This window comes from Promicromonospora sp. NPDC050249 (assembly GCF_040656015.1).
GTDB lineage: Bacteria > Actinomycetota > Actinomycetes > Actinomycetales > Cellulomonadaceae > Promicromonospora.
Genome location: NZ_JBFAKY010000045.1, coordinates 24524 through 39656, shown reverse-complemented (window position 1 = coordinate 39656; position 15133 = coordinate 24524). Strand labels below are relative to the sequence as shown.

The 15133-nt window shown below is 70.0% G+C and carries 16 protein-coding genes and 3 tRNA genes; 5 read left to right on the top strand and 14 right to left on the bottom strand.

Annotated features, from left to right (window positions below; genetic code table 11):
* Positions 1 to 155: 155 nt before the first annotated feature.
* The 3 genes from lpdA to AB0I32_RS24780 form a co-directional block, all read right to left on the bottom strand.
* Positions 156 to 1559 carry a dihydrolipoyl dehydrogenase gene (lpdA, locus tag AB0I32_RS24790; protein ID WP_357510922.1) on the bottom strand — a complete coding sequence of 468 codons (1404 nt, stop codon included), beginning with the start codon at positions 1557 to 1559 and terminating at the stop codon, positions 156 to 158.
* Between the two features lie 90 nt (positions 1560 to 1649).
* Positions 1650 to 2069, bottom strand: a complete 420-nt coding sequence (gene rnhA, locus AB0I32_RS24785; protein ID WP_357510926.1) for a ribonuclease HI — start codon at positions 2067 to 2069, stop codon at positions 1650 to 1652.
* A 52-nt stretch (positions 2070 to 2121) separates the two neighbouring features.
* The gene (locus tag AB0I32_RS24780; protein ID WP_357510920.1) at positions 2122 to 3039 is read right to left on the bottom strand and encodes an SMP-30/gluconolactonase/LRE family protein; all 918 of its coding nucleotides are present in this window, start codon (positions 3037 to 3039) and stop codon (positions 2122 to 2124) included.
* A gap of 64 nt (positions 3040 to 3103) precedes the next feature.
* Between AB0I32_RS24780 and AB0I32_RS24775 the strand changes: the two genes are divergently transcribed.
* Together AB0I32_RS24775 and AB0I32_RS24770 are read left to right on the top strand one after the other, a co-directional pair.
* The gene (locus tag AB0I32_RS24775) at positions 3104 to 3544 is read left to right on the top strand and encodes an Lrp/AsnC family transcriptional regulator (protein WP_357510918.1); all 441 of its coding nucleotides are present in this window, start codon (positions 3104 to 3106) and stop codon (positions 3542 to 3544) included.
* A gap of 86 nt (positions 3545 to 3630) precedes the next feature.
* Positions 3631 to 4518, top strand: a complete 888-nt coding sequence (locus tag AB0I32_RS24770) for an LLM class flavin-dependent oxidoreductase (protein WP_357510916.1) — start codon at positions 3631 to 3633, stop codon at positions 4516 to 4518.
* Between the two features lie 173 nt (positions 4519 to 4691).
* Here AB0I32_RS24770 and leuD read toward each other — a convergent pair whose 3' ends face one another.
* Both leuD and leuC read right to left on the bottom strand, forming a co-directional pair.
* Entirely contained in the window at positions 4692 to 5327 is a 636-nt protein-coding gene (gene leuD, locus AB0I32_RS24765) for a 3-isopropylmalate dehydratase small subunit (RefSeq protein ID WP_357510914.1), read from the bottom strand.
* Between the two features lie 14 nt (positions 5328 to 5341).
* Positions 5342 to 6895 carry a 3-isopropylmalate dehydratase large subunit gene (gene leuC / locus AB0I32_RS24760; protein ID WP_357510912.1) on the bottom strand — a complete coding sequence of 518 codons (1554 nt, stop codon included), beginning with the start codon at positions 6893 to 6895 and terminating at the stop codon, positions 5342 to 5344.
* Between the two features lie 89 nt (positions 6896 to 6984).
* Between leuC and AB0I32_RS24755 the strand changes: the two genes are divergently transcribed.
* From AB0I32_RS24755 to AB0I32_RS24745, 3 genes are all read left to right on the top strand, one after another.
* Complete coding sequence (locus AB0I32_RS24755) at positions 6985 to 7704, top strand: IclR family transcriptional regulator (RefSeq protein WP_026365378.1); 720 nt, start codon at positions 6985 to 6987, stop codon at positions 7702 to 7704.
* A 202-nt stretch (positions 7705 to 7906) separates the two neighbouring features.
* Positions 7907 to 8089, top strand: a complete 183-nt coding sequence (locus AB0I32_RS24750) for a hypothetical protein (protein WP_133249756.1) — start codon at positions 7907 to 7909, stop codon at positions 8087 to 8089.
* Positions 8090 to 8217: 128 nt separating this feature from the next.
* The gene (locus AB0I32_RS24745; protein WP_357510910.1) at positions 8218 to 9192 is read left to right on the top strand and encodes a PH domain-containing protein; all 975 of its coding nucleotides are present in this window, start codon (positions 8218 to 8220) and stop codon (positions 9190 to 9192) included.
* A gap of 82 nt (positions 9193 to 9274) precedes the next feature.
* Here the strand turns inward: AB0I32_RS24745 and AB0I32_RS24740 are convergent.
* From AB0I32_RS24740 to AB0I32_RS24700, 9 genes are all read right to left on the bottom strand, one after another.
* Positions 9275 to 9347: transfer RNA gene (locus AB0I32_RS24740), tRNA-Glu, on the bottom strand.
* 38 nt (positions 9348 to 9385) lie between these two features.
* Positions 9386 to 9458 (bottom strand) — tRNA-Glu (locus tag AB0I32_RS24735).
* A gap of 91 nt (positions 9459 to 9549) precedes the next feature.
* A tRNA-Gln gene (locus AB0I32_RS24730) sits at positions 9550 to 9621 on the bottom strand.
* A 143-nt stretch (positions 9622 to 9764) separates the two neighbouring features.
* Complete coding sequence (locus AB0I32_RS24725) at positions 9765 to 10580, bottom strand: HAD family hydrolase (protein ID WP_357510908.1); 816 nt, start codon at positions 10578 to 10580, stop codon at positions 9765 to 9767.
* Positions 10577 to 11656, bottom strand: coding sequence for a type II CAAX endopeptidase family protein (locus tag AB0I32_RS24720; protein WP_357510906.1), 1080 nt, complete (start codon positions 11654 to 11656; stop codon positions 10577 to 10579). The genes AB0I32_RS24725 and AB0I32_RS24720 overlap by 4 nt, the downstream gene beginning before the upstream one ends.
* Before the next feature lie 51 nt (positions 11657 to 11707).
* Positions 11708 to 13195, bottom strand: a complete 1488-nt coding sequence (gene gltX, locus AB0I32_RS24715; RefSeq protein ID WP_357510904.1) for a glutamate--tRNA ligase — start codon at positions 13193 to 13195, stop codon at positions 11708 to 11710.
* 10 nt (positions 13196 to 13205) lie between these two features.
* A complete protein-coding gene (locus tag AB0I32_RS24710) occupies positions 13206 to 13679 on the bottom strand; it encodes a hypothetical protein (RefSeq protein WP_357510902.1) in 474 nt (157 codons plus the stop codon).
* Between the two features lie 48 nt (positions 13680 to 13727).
* Complete coding sequence (locus AB0I32_RS24705) at positions 13728 to 14309, bottom strand: NUDIX domain-containing protein (protein ID WP_357510900.1); 582 nt, start codon at positions 14307 to 14309, stop codon at positions 13728 to 13730.
* A 1-nt stretch (position 14310) separates the two neighbouring features.
* Positions 14311 to 15093 (bottom strand): fumarylacetoacetate hydrolase family protein, encoded by a 783-nt coding sequence (locus tag AB0I32_RS24700; protein ID WP_357510898.1) that lies wholly within the window; start codon positions 15091 to 15093, stop codon positions 14311 to 14313.
* Positions 15094 to 15133 lie beyond the last annotated feature (40 nt).

Below are 15133 nucleotides of genomic sequence, written 5' to 3'. Positions count from 1 at the left end.
TCCCCCTCCCCCCCGTTCTCCCTTCCAAATTGCGGGGCACACCACCACCTTTGTTCCCACCACCCCCCCCCAAAAAAACGCGGCCCGGATCCGCGGAATTCCGCGGATCCGGGCCTCTGACCAGGCCGACCGCCCAAGGGCGGCCGAGCAACCAACTAGAAGTTGATCATGTGCCCAGCAATACCATGCACAGTCTCCTGCACCGACTCCGACAGCGTCGGGTGCGTGTGCACGTTCCGCGCCACCTCGTCAGCAGTCAGGTCCCACTTCTGCGCGAGCGTCAGCTCCGGCAGCAGCTCAGACACGTCCGGCCCGATCATGTGGGCGCCGAGCAGCTCGTTGTACTTGGCGTCAGCGACGAGCTTGACGAAGCCCGTGGTGTCGCCGAGGCCGTGCGCCTTGCCGTTCGCCATGAAGGGGAACGTCGAGACCTTCACGTCGTGGCCCTCGTCCTTGGCCTGCTGCTCCGTGAGACCGAACGAGGCGACCTGCGGGGTGGTGAACGTGGCACGCGGCATCATGCGGTAGTCGCCGAGGGTCTGGGTCTCGGCCCCGGCGATGGTCTCGGCAGCGACGACCCCCTGCGTCTCCGCGACGTGCGCCAGCATGAGCTTGGCCGTGACGTCACCGATGGCGTAGATGTGCGGCACGTTGGTGCGCATGTTGTCGTCGATGTCGATGGCGCCGCGCTCGGTGAGCTGCACACCCGTGCTCTCGAGGCCGAACCCGCTGACGTTGGGCGCGAACCCGACGGCCATGAGGACCTTGTCGACGACGAGCTCGCCGGGCTTGTCGTCCTTGACACCCTTGTAGGAGACGGTGACCGACGTGCCGTCGTCCTTGACGGTCTGGACCGCGGTCGACGTCAGCACCTTGAAGCCCAGCTTCTTGTACTGCTTGGTGATCTCCTTGGAGACGTCCGCGTCCTCGTTCGGCAGCACACGGTCGAGGAACTCGATGATCGTGACGTCCACGCCGTAGTTCTTCAGGACGTAGCCGAACTCCATGCCGATGGCGCCTGCGCCGACGATCGCGATCGACTTGGGCAGCTCGCGCGTGAGGATCTGCTTCTCGTAGGTGACGATGTTCTCGGTCAGCTCGACGCCGGGCAGCAGGCGCACCTCGGAGCCCGTGGCGATGATCGCGTTGTCGAAGGTGACGGTCTCGGTGCCGCCCTTGTTGAGGGCCACCTCGATGGTGTTCGCGTCACGGAACGTACCGCGGCCGTCGAACTCGGTGATCTTGTTCTTCTTCATGAGGAAGTGCACGCCCTTGACGCGGCCGTCGGCGACGACGCGCGAACGGTCCCAGGCCTTCCCGAAGTCGAACGTGACGTCCCCGGACATGCCGAAGAAGTCCTTCTGGTGAGTGAAGATGTGGGCCAGCTCGGCGTTGCGGAGCAGAGCCTTGGAAGGGATGCAGCCCACGTTGAGGCAGACACCACCCCAATACTTCTCCTCGATGATCGCAACGGACTTACCGAGCTGGGCAGCGCGGATCGCGGCGACGTAGCCGCCGGGGCCCGCACCGAGGAGTACGACGTCGTAGTGGGAAGCCATGGGACAAGGGTATTAGGGTGCGCGAATCGTGGTGACGTGACATCGGTCTCGTTACCGCTACGGCTTCGAGCAGGCCATCGACGCAGGCCGTCAGCGCACGCTGTCGACACCCTTGTTCGCCAGCGCGTCCGCCGCCTCGTTGCCCGGGTCGCCGGCGTGGCCCTTGACCCAGACCCAGCGCACCGTGTGCTTGGCGACCTCGGCGTCGAGCTCCTGCCACAGGTCGACGTTCTTCACCGGCTGCTTGCTCGCGGTCTTCCACCCGTTGCGCTTCCAGCCCACGATCCAGGTCTTCATACCGTTCATCACGTACGACGAGTCGACGTGGATGGTGACCTCGCTCGGCTGCTTGAGCGCCCGCAGCGCCTCGACCACTGCTTTGAGCTCCATGCGGTTGTTCGTGGTGAGCTTCTCCCCGCCGAACAGCTCCTTGGAGTGCTCCCCCGCCTTCAGGAGCGCACCCCAGCCACCCAGCCCGGGGTTGCCCTTGCAGGCGCCATCGGTCCACATCTCCACCACGGGTTGCGTCTGCGTCACGGCGCAACCCTAGCTTCGCCGGTCGTCAGCGGGGGTATGCGGCGCCGTTGAAGGTGACCCGCAGCGAGTACAGCGAGGTGCCCGCCGTGATGTAGAGGTGGTTCCGCTTCTGCCCGCCGAAGGTGAGGTTCGCGACCGACTCGGGCAGGAGCAGCTTGCCGATCAGGTCGCCGTCGGGAGCGAAGCAGTGGACGCCGTCCCAGGCCGCGGCCCAGATACGGCCCTCGGTGTCGAGGCGCATCCCGTCGAAGCGGCCGGCGTCGCACGTGGCGTGGATCGCGCCGCCGGCCAGGCGCCCGTCGTCCGTCACGTCGAAGACGCGGATGTGGCTCGGGTCCTGACGGGTGTCGACGACGAACAGCTGCCGCTCGTCCGGCGAGAAGGCCAGCCCGTTGGGCCGGACGAAGTCGTCCGCGACGACGGTGACCTCCCCGTCGACGGGGTCGATGCGGAACACGTAGCAGGCGCCGTCGAAGTCGGAGTCGCCCGCGTTGCCCTCGTAGTCCCCGGTGATGCCGTAGGTGGGATCCGTGAACCACACCGAGCCGTCCGCGCGCACCACGACGTCGTTGGGGCTGTTCAGCCGCTTGCCGCGGTAGCTGTCCGCCAGGACCGTCACCGAGCCGTCGTGCTCGGTGCGCGTCACCCGCCGGTTGCCCTGCTCGCAGGTCACGAGGCGGCCCTGGCGGTCCACGGTGTTCCCGTTGGAATACCCGGAGCCGTGCCGAAGGACGCCGACGGCGCCCGTCGTCTCGTCGTAGCGCAGCAGCCGGTCGTTCGGGATGTCGCTGAAGACGAGGTACTGCCCGCCCGCGAAGTACGCGGGCCCCTCGGTCTTCCGTGCGTCGGAGAAGTGGCGCTTCACCACGAAGTCGCCGTCAAATCCAGTGAACCGCTCATCCAGCGTGACGAACTCGGCAGGAATCGCCTCAGAAGTAGACATGATTCGGAGATTATCCCTCATGACCGATTCCTGTACAGCCAGCGTCATCGGTATAGTCCCTGCCATGGATGACGTCGACCGGGAGCTCCTGAAGCTGCTGCAGCAGGACGCGGGCATGCCGTACACGGCGCTGGGCAAGGCCGTGGGGCTCTCCGCCGGGGCTGCTCACGACCGCGTGCGCAAGCTCCGGGAACGCGGGGTGATCCGCAGGACGACCATCGAGATCGACCCCCAGGCCGTCGGCCGCGGCGTACTTGCCTTTGTCATGGTCGACGCGAACGCCTGGATGGGCGACCCGTCCACCCATGAGGCGCTGGCCCAGATCGCGGAGATCGAGGAGGCGCACATCGTCGCCGGTTCGGCCTCGGTGCTCGTGAAGGTGCGCACCGCGTCCACCGAGGAGCTGCAGCAGGCGCTGCGCCGGATCTTCGGTGTCGACGGCGTCACCGGGACCGACGCGATCGTGGTGCTGGAGACGTTCTTCGAGCGCCCCGTCCACATCTGACCCCACCCCATCGGAGGAGTGTCAGAGGGTCGGCGTAGCGTGCTCGGTGACGTCGGACAACCACCTGGGCCACCCGGAGGAACGGTATGAAGTTCGGATTCATCAGCAGTTTCGGCACGATCGACCAGCACATCGCTCTGGCGCGCGAGAGCGAGGAGCATGGTTGGGACGGCTTCTTCACCTGGGACGCGATCAGCCTCGACGGCGAGTGGGCGATGCCGGTCTACGACCCGTTCGCCGTCCTCGCCGCCGCTGCCACGGTGACGGAGCGCATCACGCTCGGCGCGATGGTGTTCGCCGTACCGCGACACCGCCCGTGGGAGCTCGCGCAGCGCGCACTCACCGTGGACCGTCTGTCCGGCGGTCGCCTCGTCCTGCCCGTGGGTGTCGGAGTGGCCGACGACCGCGGCTTCACCTCAGCTCCGGGTCAGGCAAAGGGCCTGAAGGAGCGGGCGGCGCTGCTGGACGAGACGCTGGCCTGGGTCGAGCAGTCCTGGTCCGGCGAGGGCTTTGAGTTTCACGGGGAACACATCGACACCGGCCCGTTCCGCTTCCCCGAGCAGCCCGTGAACGGCCGGATCCCGGTGTGGCCGGTCGGTGTCTGGGACGCCGAGCGGCCGCCCGCCAAGAACCTGAGGCGCACGCTCCGCTGGGACGGGATCGTCCCGCAGCTGCGCGGCACGGCGGACGATCTGACGACGGAGGACATCACCGGACTGGTCGACTGGCTGACGGCGCACCGGTCGGACGAGACCGAGGGGAACGGCACGGACAGCGCCCGGGGCGACCGCCCGTTCGAGGTCATCCTGCAGGGCAAGCTTTCACCCGATCCCGCCGAGGCCGCCGAGCAGGCCCGCGTCATGGCCGACGCGGGCGTCACCTGGTGGATCGACTCGTGGTGGGACCCGGCAACGGTCACGCCGGAGCTGCTCCTGGAGAAGGTGCGCCAGGGCCCGCCGAACCTGTCGAACTAGGGACCACGGCAGTGCACGGACCTCGACGAAGCAGAACCACAGCGAAGTAGAACCAGGGCGAGACAGAACTCTGGCGAGACAGAACCGCAGCCTGGGCCACGTTCCATCTCGCCAGAGTTCTGTCTCGCTGCAGTTCCATCCCGCCGAGGTTCTACCTCGGCGAGGGGAACCGGTCAGACCGGGCGGGCCGCCTCGATCTCGACGGACGGCAGGTGCCGCGCCGGCAGCGTCTTTGGGCGCCACGACGCCCGGGTCGCCTCGAACGCGGTGATCTTGTCCTCCTGCTGCAGGGTGAGCCCGATGTCGTCGAGCCCCTCCATGAGCCGCCACCGCGTGTAGTCGTCGATCTGGAACGGCACGGTGACGTCGTCGGCCGTCGCGGTCTTGGCCTCGAGGTCAACGGTCACCTCGGTGCCCGGCTTGGTCTCGAGGATCTTCCAGAGGATCTCGATGTCCTCGGGCGAGACGACGCCCGCGACCAGACCCTGCTTGCCCGAGTTGCCGCGGAAGATGTCGGCGAACCGGGACGAGAGCACCACCCGGAAGCCGTAGTCCTTGAGCGCCCAGACGGCGTGCTCACGCGAGGAGCCGGTGCCGAAGTCGGGCCCGGCCACGAGCACGGAGCCCGCCGAGTACGCCTCCTGGTTCAGCACGAACGAGGGGTCGCCACGCCATGCGGCGAACAGCGCGTCCTCGAACCCCGTACGCGTGACCCGCTTGAGGTACACAGCGGGGATGATCTGGTCGGTGTCGACGTTGCTGCGGCGCAGCGGGACGCCGACGCCGGTGTGGGTGTGGATCTTCTCCATGGTCTGTGCTCCTCTCAGCGCAGCGCGGGCTGGCCGGCAGCGGATCCGCTGGCGGATCCGATCGCCACGGGAATGGGCAGGTCGACGACGGACTCGCCCAGCGGGGACGCGCCCACGCCGTCGAGCGGCGTGCCGTCGAAGGTGGTGATGTCGATGTCGTACGGCAGGTCGAGGTCGGCGACGCTCGACAGGGTGCCCCGGATCGCCGTCGCGGCAGCGACCAGCGGCGAGACCAGGTGGGTACGCCCGCCCTTGCCCTGCCGCCCCTCGAAGTTGCGGTTCGACGTGGACGCCGACCGCTCGCCCGGTGCGAGCTGGTCCGGGTTCATGCCCAGACACATCGAGCAGCCGGCGTTGCGCCACTCGGCGCCGAACTCCTTGAAGATCACGTCGAGGCCCTCGGCCTCGGCCTGCAGCCGCACGCGGGCCGAGGACGGGACCACCAGCACGCGCACGGAGTCGGCCTTCGTGCGGCCCTTGACCACCTTCGCGACGGACCGCAGGTCCTCGATGCGCCCGTTGGTGCACGAGCCGATGAAGACCGTGTCGACCTGGATGTCGCGCAGCGGCGTGCCGCCGGTCAGGCCCATGTACTCCAGGGCCTTCGCCGCGGTCTCGCGGTCGCCCTCGTCGGCGATCTCCGCCGGGACGGGCACGGTCGCCGAGAGCGGCAGGCCCTGGCCCGGGTTGGTGCCCCAGGTGACGAACGGCTCCAGGTCGGAAGCCTCGAGCACCACCTCGGCGTCGAACTCCGCGTCGTCGTCCGTGCGGAGCGTCCGCCAGTACTCGACGGCGGCGTCCCAGTCCTCGCCCTCCGGCGCGTGGGGACGGCCCTTGAGGTACTCGAACGTGGTCTCGTCCGGCGCGATCATGCCGGCGCGGGCGCCTGCCTCGATCGACATGTTGCAGATGGTCATGCGGGCTTCCATGGACAGCGCCCGGATGGCCTCGCCGCGGTACTCGAGCACGTAGCCCTGCCCGCCGCCGGTGCCGATCTTGGCGATGATCGCCAGGATGATGTCCTTGGACGTCGTACCGGCGGGCAGCGTCCCGTTCACCGTGATCGCCATGGTCTTGAACGGCGCCAGCGGGAGCGTCTGGGTGGCGAGCACGTGCTCCACCTCGGACGTGCCGATGCCGAACGCGAGCGCGCCGAACGCGCCGTGCGTCGAGGTGTGCGAGTCACCGCACACGACGGTGAGGCCGGGCATCGTCAGCCCGAGCTGCGGGCCGACCTGGTGCACGATGCCCTGGTCGGCGTCGCCGAGGCTGTGCAGCCGGACGCCGAACTCCTTGGCGTTGGCGCGCAGCGTGTCGATCTGCGTGCGGCTCGTCAGGTCGGCGATCGGCCGATCGATGTCGAGCGTCGGGGTGTTGTGGTCCTCGGTAGCGATGGTGAGGTCAGGGCGCCGCACCTGCCGTCCGGCGAGCCGCAGCCCCTCGAACGCCTGCGGGCTCGTGACCTCGTGCACCAGGTGCAGGTCGATGTAGAGAAGATCGGGTGAGCCGTCCTCGCCTCGACGCACCAGGTGCGCTTCCCAAACCTTCTCTGCCAGCGTGCCGGCCATTGCGGTTCGCCTCCCTGTAACTACCTCGGTCAGAAACAACTTTTGCCCTCGACTTGCAATCTCACGTTCCGAGACGGCAATATCGCGGTATGGACGATACTAGCGGAGTCGGCGTCTTGGACAAGGCGGCGTCCGTCCTCGGGGCACTCGAGGCCGGACCGGCCACCCTGGCGCAGCTCGTCTCCTCGACCGGTCTGGCCCGCCCGACGGCGCACCGCCTGGCCGTTGCACTCGAGCACCACCGCCTCGTGGCCCGTGACATGCAGGGCCGTTTTGTGCTGGGTCCGCGCCTCAACGAGCTGGCCACGGCCGCCGGCGAGGACCGCCTTCTGGCGGCTGCGAACCCCGTGCTCATCGCGCTGCGGGACCACACAGGCGAAAGTGCCCAACTTTACCGTAGGCAGGGCGACCACCGCGTGTGCGTCGCCGCCGCCGAACGCCCGGTCGGCCTGCGCGACTCCATCCCCGTGGGTGCGACGCTCAGCATGAGCGCCGGCTCCGCGGCGCACGTCCTGCTCGCGTGGGAGGAGCCGGACCGCCTCCACCGCGGCCTGCGTGACGCGACCTTCACGGCCACCATCCTCTCCGGCGTCCGACGCCGCGGGTGGGCACAGTCCGTCTCAGAACGTGAGCTCGGCGTGGCCTCGGTGTCGGCTCCGGTGCGCGGCCCCTCCGGCCGCGTGGTGGCCGCCGTGAGTGTCTCCGGACCCGTGGAGCGCCTCTCCCGGCAGCCCGGCCGGCTGCACTCCGCCGCTGTCGTCGCCGCGGCGAACAAGCTCACCGAGGTGCTGCACCGGTCCGGCGAGTAGCCCTTCGTTCGCAGCACTGTCCCCCGCGGAGCCCGGCACTCGCCGGGCTCCGCGGTGCACACGGCGTGTGCGGCCGGTGAGCGGTCGGTGAGTGCTGGTACGCCACGCCGAGCCAGGTGATTCCCCAGGTCCCGGTCCTGTCAGTACCCTCTGGAGGGACGTGTGCCACCTCGGCACACACACCTACGTCGTGAGGAATCTGATGCCGCCCAAGGTGAGGCTCATCATCATCTGGATCGTCGTGATCTTCCTGCTGTACTCGGTCGTCAACGACCCCGAGCGCTCCGCCGACGTCGTGCTTGCTCTGTGGGACGTCATCTGGGGTGCCATCGCGAACATCGGCAGATTCTTCGAGGAGCTCTTCACCGGGTCGATCGGCCGCTGACCACGTAGGGTCAGCGGCGAGACCCGACCACCGGACCGGGCCGTCGGATCGAACCTCTCGGATCGATCCACCGGCCGTCCCGGTCCGGCTCGCGCACCGCATCCGACCGCACCCCCGGGGAGACCCGCATGAGCGCAACAGCGGACTTCGTCGTCCCCAACCGCGCCCTGCAGCGGTACATCCTGGCGGACGAGAAGATCATCATCGCCACGCACCGGCACTGGTCGATGCTCTGGGAGCCGCTCCTCACGACCGCCGGTGCGTTCGTGCTGGCGCTGGCCCTGCTCGTCGCGGTGGACCCCAACGTCCGGAACGACATGGGCTGGGTATGGCTGCCGTTCGTCGTCCTCGGCGGGCGCCTGCTGTACAAGTGGCTGGAGTGGCGGGCCCGCTGGTTCGTCCTGACCGACCGCCGGCTGCTCGTTCTCGACGGCTTCCTCATCCACCGGGTGGCGATGATGCCGACCGAGAAGGTGACCGACCTCGGGTACGAGCGCACCCCGATGGGTCAGCTGCTCGGCTACGGCACCTTCATCTTCGAGACCGCCGGGCAGGACCAGTCCCTCGACCGGGTCACCTGGATACCCCAGCCCGACTCCCGGTACCGGCTCATCATCGCGTCGCTCTTCCACCCGGACGCCGCCGACGCCGAGGCGGCCGCGCAGGCCAACCCGGACATCAGGCCCCAGGCCATGCCGTCGGCCGAATCACCGTCCGGCCCGCCGCCACCCGCACTCATGCCCCGGATCGGACGGCGCATCAACCCGCCGACGCAGCGCATCGAGCTTCCGATCGCCCGGAGCGACGCCGCCCAGGGCGGCACCATCCCGGGCGGCACCATCCCGGCCGGCACCATCCCGGGCAACACTGCCGACGGGAGCGCCACCAGGGACGGCACGGCCCCCGTCAGCGGTGAGCCGATCCGCCCGAGCTGGTCGTCGACGGGCGGCGCGACGGCACCCACGCCGCCGGCCGGCGGCGCTACCCCAAGCAGCGGCGCGCACCACGGCGGCCACGTACCCGGTGGGGCCACCGCCGACCCGGACTCCGAGGTGCGGCCCGAGCCGTTCATCGAGGGCGGCAAGGACCCGAAGATCCGCTGAAGGCTTCCCAGCCCGGTCCAGCGAGGAACACTCCCCGCAGACGGCGAAAGGCCCGGTCCGCATGGACCGGGCCTTCCTGCTGTACCCCCAGTGGGATTTGAACCCGCGCTACCGCCGTGAGAGGGCGGCGTCCTAGGCCGCTAGACGATGGGGGCCCTGAACGGATCCACCGGCCGGAGCCGACGGACCTGCGTACCCCCAGCGGGATTTGAACCCGCGTTACCGCCGTGAGAGGGCGGCGTCCTAGGCCGCTAGACGATGGGGGCCTGAACTACCGGTTATGGACCGGTTGCCGGTGAGAACCGTAGCGCACCATGAGGCCGACTCGCATCGGCTACGTGTGCGCTGCGCTCTGCGCTGGGGTACCAGGACTCGAACCTAGACTAAGTGAACCAGAATCACTCGTGCTGCCAATTACACCATACCCCATGGGGGTAATGACCTTCTGGATACACCTGTTTCCGACAGGCTTTCCGTGTGGGCCCTACCGCTGGAGAACATTACCTGACCTCGGACGGTGGTCAAAACGGAAAGGGCGTGCTGTCCGTCACGCGTGCCGATCCGGGTCCGGCTCAGGGCTTTTCCGGGCCTGTTCGGCGCAGTTCGGAGCCGTAGCCGAGCGCGGCCGGGAGCTCCGCGAGCGTCTCGATCACCAGCACACCAGCCGCGCGCAGGGCGTCCGGGTCCTGCACGTCACGGAACCCGCCGTCGGGCGCTGGAGAGCCGCCGTAGCCCGGTCCGCGCCGGTGCCCCGCCCGGTCCAGCCAGACGCCCGTCAGGCGTGCCTGGTGGGCCGCCAGCGCGTCCACCGTGGGCTCGTCGCCCACGTACGCCGTCCGGGCCGGGTCGGTGCCCAGCAGCCGGGCGCCCTCGAGGAAGACGCGGGGGTCGGGCTTGCCGAAGCCGAGGGTGTCGACCCCGACCAGCACGGGTAGGTCCGCGAGACCGGCCGTCCGCAGCTTGTGCTCCTGCAGCCGGGTGGCCGCGTTCGTCACCACGCCCACCCGGATTCCCGCTGCGATCACCGCGTCGACGGCGGCCCGGGCGTCCTCGTGCGCCGTCCACGACTTCTCGAAGGTGCCCCAGAACAGCGCGTCCCAGGCGGCGAAGGAGCTCTCCGTGACGGGCGCGCCGCCGTACGTCTCGTGCAGCAGCGCCGCCCGGAGCCGACGCTGCGTCACGTGGTCCGTCTCGCCGCGCGTGTAGCTGCTGTAGTAGCCGCCGGGGTCGGTGCGCCAGTGCGCCAGGATCTCCGGCTCCCGCTCGGGCGGGACGTGCGGCAGGTACTGCGCCCGCACGGCCGCGAGCGCCGTCGCGAAGGCCCCCTTGGTGTCGACGAGGGTGTCGTCGACGTCGAACAGGATGCCGTCCACCGTGCTGTCGTTCATCGTGTCCCTCGTTCGGCGGGTTCGGGCACGACCAGGGCGGGCCTGCGGCGTCGTGCCCACCACAGCAGCACAGCGGTCGTGATGATCGTCCCTGCGATGCTGACTGCTCCCTCGGCCGGTGCGATCTCGGTGATCAGCAGCGAGTCCTCGAGCCCGTCGTAGGCGATGGCGAGGCCGAATGCCAGGAGGTTGTTCGCCACGTGCAGCGCGACGGCGCACTCGAGCCCGCCCGTCCGCCAGACGAGCAGGCTGGCGACCAGGCCGAACACCAGCCGGTCGGCGAACAGCCAGGGGCTCTGCGCGCCGTGCGCCAGAGCGAACAGGAACGCCGTCAGGACGGCGGGCAGAGCGATCGCCAGCCAGCGCCAGCGCAGCATGCTGCCCGTCCACTGGGTGAGCCAGCCGCGGAAGAAGTACTCCTCGCCGGCCGCCTGCAGCGGTGTGGTGAGCAGGACGACGACCGCCAGCGCCAGCCAGCCGGACGCCGGGGTGAGCGGCCACCAGGGCTCCTCCGCGGCCGCGCCGCCGTCTGCGCCAGAACCAGCGCCGGCGCCGTCGGCGGGCAGGTCCAGCTGCGTCAGGAGGAGGTCGCCCGCGAACGTGAGCGGCACCAGGAGGAGCAGCGCGACGCCGAGCGCGCCGAGCAGCAGGCGCCAGCGCACCCGGCCGAGGACTGACGACACGAGTCCACCGCGGCGGGCCCGCGCCCAGGTCGCGACAAGAGCGACCGGGATGCCGAGCGCGAGGCCCAGGTTGGTCACGAGCAGGCCCACCGGCGAGACGAACCAGGCGTCGGTGAGACTCGACGGGTCGGGGAGCCGCACGCCCAACGCCTCCGCGACGACGAACGCGAGGGCGTACAGCAGCATCGCCCCGGCCAGCACGACCGTGCAGGCAACCACTGCCGCCAGCCCGAGCAGGGGGCGCCACCACCGGTGCTTCGGGCCGCGCAGGGCCTGCGGGTACTCGCGCGGCGCGAGAGCCGACCCCACGGGGTCCGGCGCCGCCAAGGCGGGCACAGAGTGGCCGGGCGCGGTCGAGGTCGGCACGGCGGCAGGCGGCATGTCGTCGGTCACGCCCGCCACCGTACAGAACTCGTTCGGCCCGCACCCGCTCACCCTGCGACCTCACTCAGCGGCGGCGGTCACCTCTGCCGGAGCCTGGGCCGCGAGCTCGGCCAGACGGGCCTGCGCCGCGTCGATCCGGCTGAGCGTCCGCTCGCGGCCGAGCACCTCGAGCGACTCGAACAGCGGCAGACCGATCCTGCGGCCCGTCACGGCTACGCGGACGGGGGCCTGCGCCTTGCCGAGCTTCATGCCGTGCGCCTCCCCCGCCGTCGTGACGGTGTCCTTGAGCGTCTCGGCCTCCCAGGCCACGTCCGCGAACGCGACGCGGACGTCGGCGAGCAGCTCGGCGGCGCCCGCCTTCATCGCCTTGTTCCACGAGTCCTCGTCGATGACCGGCTCGTCGAGGAACAGGAAGTCCACGTTGTTCGTGATCTCGGACAGCAGGGCCACCCGGGAGTGGGCGAGCGGCGCGACGGCGTCGAACACCTTGCTGTCGAACTGCTCCTCGCTCCACGGGGCGCGGGGTGCGTGCAGCCAGGGGCCGCAGGCCTCGGTGAACTCGGGCACGCTCAGGGCGCGGATGTACTCGCCGTTGAAGGCGGTGAGCTTCTTGATGTCGAAGAACGCCGACGAGGAGTTGATGTCCTCGACGCGGAACCGGCGCACGAGCTCCTCGAACGGGAGGATCTCCTCGTCGTTGCCGGGCGCCCAGCCGAGCAGCATCAGGTAGTTGACCATCGCGTCGGGCAGGATGCCCTCGGCGAGGTAGTCCTCCAGCGCCACCTTGTCGCGGCGCTTGGAGAGCTTCTGCCGCTTCTCGTTGACGATCACGGGCATGTGCGCCCACTGCGGCGGGGTCTGGCCCAGGGCCTCCCACAGCAGCTGCTGCTTCGGCGTGTTGGGCAGGTGCTCCTCGGCGCGCATGACAAGGGTGATGTTCTCGTCGATGTCGTCCACGACGTTGGCCAGGAGGAAGACCGGTGAGCCGTCGCCGCGCGCGATGACGAAGTCCTCGAGGTTCTTGTTCGGGAACGTCGGGGTGCCGCGGATCAGGTCGACGACCCTGGTCTCGCCGTCGGCGGGCGTGCGGAACCGCAGCGCGCGGCCCTCGGCGTACTCCAGGCCGCGGGCGCTGCAGAAGCCGTCGTAGCCGGTCTGCTGGTTGCCGGTGCGCGCAATGACGGCGTCCCGGGTGCAGTCGCAGTAGTACGCCTTGCCCTCGGTGAAGAGCCGCTGGGCGGCGTCCTTCTGGATGCCGGCGTTCGCCGACTGGAAGTACGGCCCCTCGAACGCCGGGTCCTCCGTGCGGATGCCCAGGGCCTCCATGGCCGACAGGATCCCGTCCACCCACTCGGGCTGGTTCCGCGAGGCGTCCGTGTCCTCGATGCGCAGCACGAACGTGCCGCCCTGCTGCTTCGCCACTGCCCAGTTGAACAGCGCGGAGCGGGCGCCGCCCACGTGGAACATGCCGGTCGGGGAGGGCGCGAAGCGGACGCGGACGGGCGCGTTCGCCGCCGGGTCGGTCGAGGTGTCGGTTACTGAAGTCACGGGCCCCAGCCTATGGGGTGGGGCTGACATCGCCGTCCTGTGCGGCGTGAACCCGTGCGCCACGGTCCTGTACGGCACGACTCCGTCGACCGCCGATCAGGAGTCCGGCGGCGAACGTCAGCCAGGTGGGGATCTGCACGCCGGCGGCCGTCAGGAGCAGGCTCAGGTCGAACCCCGGGTCGCTGGGCTGCATGGACGCGGCGATGCCCGCGTAGCTGATCCCCAGGACGACGACGGCCAGGCCGAACGCCAGGCCGAGAGCGGCCCAGGCGCTACGGACCCGCACGAGGCGGAGGGCGCCGATCGCGACGAGGATCACCGCGAGCACCGTCGCCGTCGCCAGGAGCGCGATCAGGAGGCCCAGGCCGATCTCCAGCAGGCCGAGCTGACCGGTGCCGGCGAAGACGTGGACAACCAGGAACACCACGGCGCCGACGACGACCGCCACCGGGGCCAGCACGAGGAACCGCCGCATGATCGCCATGGCTCATGGTGACGGAAGCACGCCCGAAGAGCCACGATTCCTGCCGCCTCAGTCCGAGGCTTCACCCCACCGCGCCCGCGACAGGGCCACCAGCTCGGTCAGCTCGGGGTCGGGCAGCGCGTCGGCGTCCCACCAGCGCACGTCCAGCGACTCGTCCGAGACGACGGGTTCCGCGCCCGGCTCGGCCACGGCGACGAACCGCACGTCCAGATGATGTACCGGACGTGCGGCGTCCCCGGTGCCGGGCCGGCAGAACGGCACCACGTGCTCGTCCAGGTGCACCGGCACCGGGTCCACCGACAGCGCCACCAGCCCCGACTCCTCGCGCGCCTCCCGTTCGGCGGCGCCGGCCAGCGTGCGGTCCGCTGCCTCCAGGTGCCCGCCGAACTGGAACCACCGCCTCGCCTTGCCGTGCAGGGTCAGCAGCACCCGTGCGCCGTCGTGCGAGAGCACGAGGGTCGACGCCGTGAGGTGGTCGGGCACGCAGCCACGGAACACACCGTCGTCGTGCCCCTCGAGGTGCCGCACGTACCGCGCCCTGAGCCGCTCCTGCTCCGCCGTCGGCCCGGTCCAGGCACGCAGCACCCGGGCCGCGTCGCCGTGCAGCGACGCGCCGTGCTCCGACGTCATCTCAGCGGCGCCGCATCACCGGGTTGGTTAGGACGCCCAGGCCCTCGACCTCGCACTCGACGCGGTCCCCGTGGTCGATCCTGCCGACGCCGGCGGGCGTCCCGGTCAGGATGACGTCGCCGGGCAGCAGGGTCATGGCCTCGGAGATGTACGACACGAGGAACGGCACGTCGAACACCATGTCCCGGGTGCGGCCGTCCTGGCGCGGCTCGCCGTTGACGCGCGAGCGCACGCCGACGTCCTCCGGGTTCAGGTCGGTGTCGATCCAGGGGCCCAGCGGGCACGAGGTGTCGAACCCCTTGGCGCGCGCCCACTGCCCGTCGGTGCGCTGTGCGTCACGCGCGGTGACGTCGTTCGCGACCGTGTAGCCGAGGATGTACGACGACGCCCGCTCCGGCGTGACGTCCTTGCACACCTTGGAGATGACGACGGCCAGCTCGGCCTCGTAGGAGACCTCCTGCGTGAAGTCCGGCAGCACGATCGGGTCGTCCGGGCCGACCACCGACGTGTTCGGCTTGAAGAACAGCAGCGGGCTGGACGGGACCTCGTTGCCCATCTCCTTGGCGTGGTCGACGTAGTTCCTGCCCACGGCCACCACCTTGGAGCGCGGGATCACCGGGGCGAGCAGCCGGACGCCGTCGCCCAGCTCGACGCGCTCGCCGGTCGGCATCGCCGGCATGTACAGGGGGTCGCCACCCAGGACGGCGAGGAAGGTCTTGTCACCCTCCTGCTGCACGAGGGCGAAGCGGGGGTCGTCTCCGTTGGTGAATCTAGCGATACGCACGGGCCCAGCGTAAGCCTGCCTCGCGGGCCCGGGCGCTCGG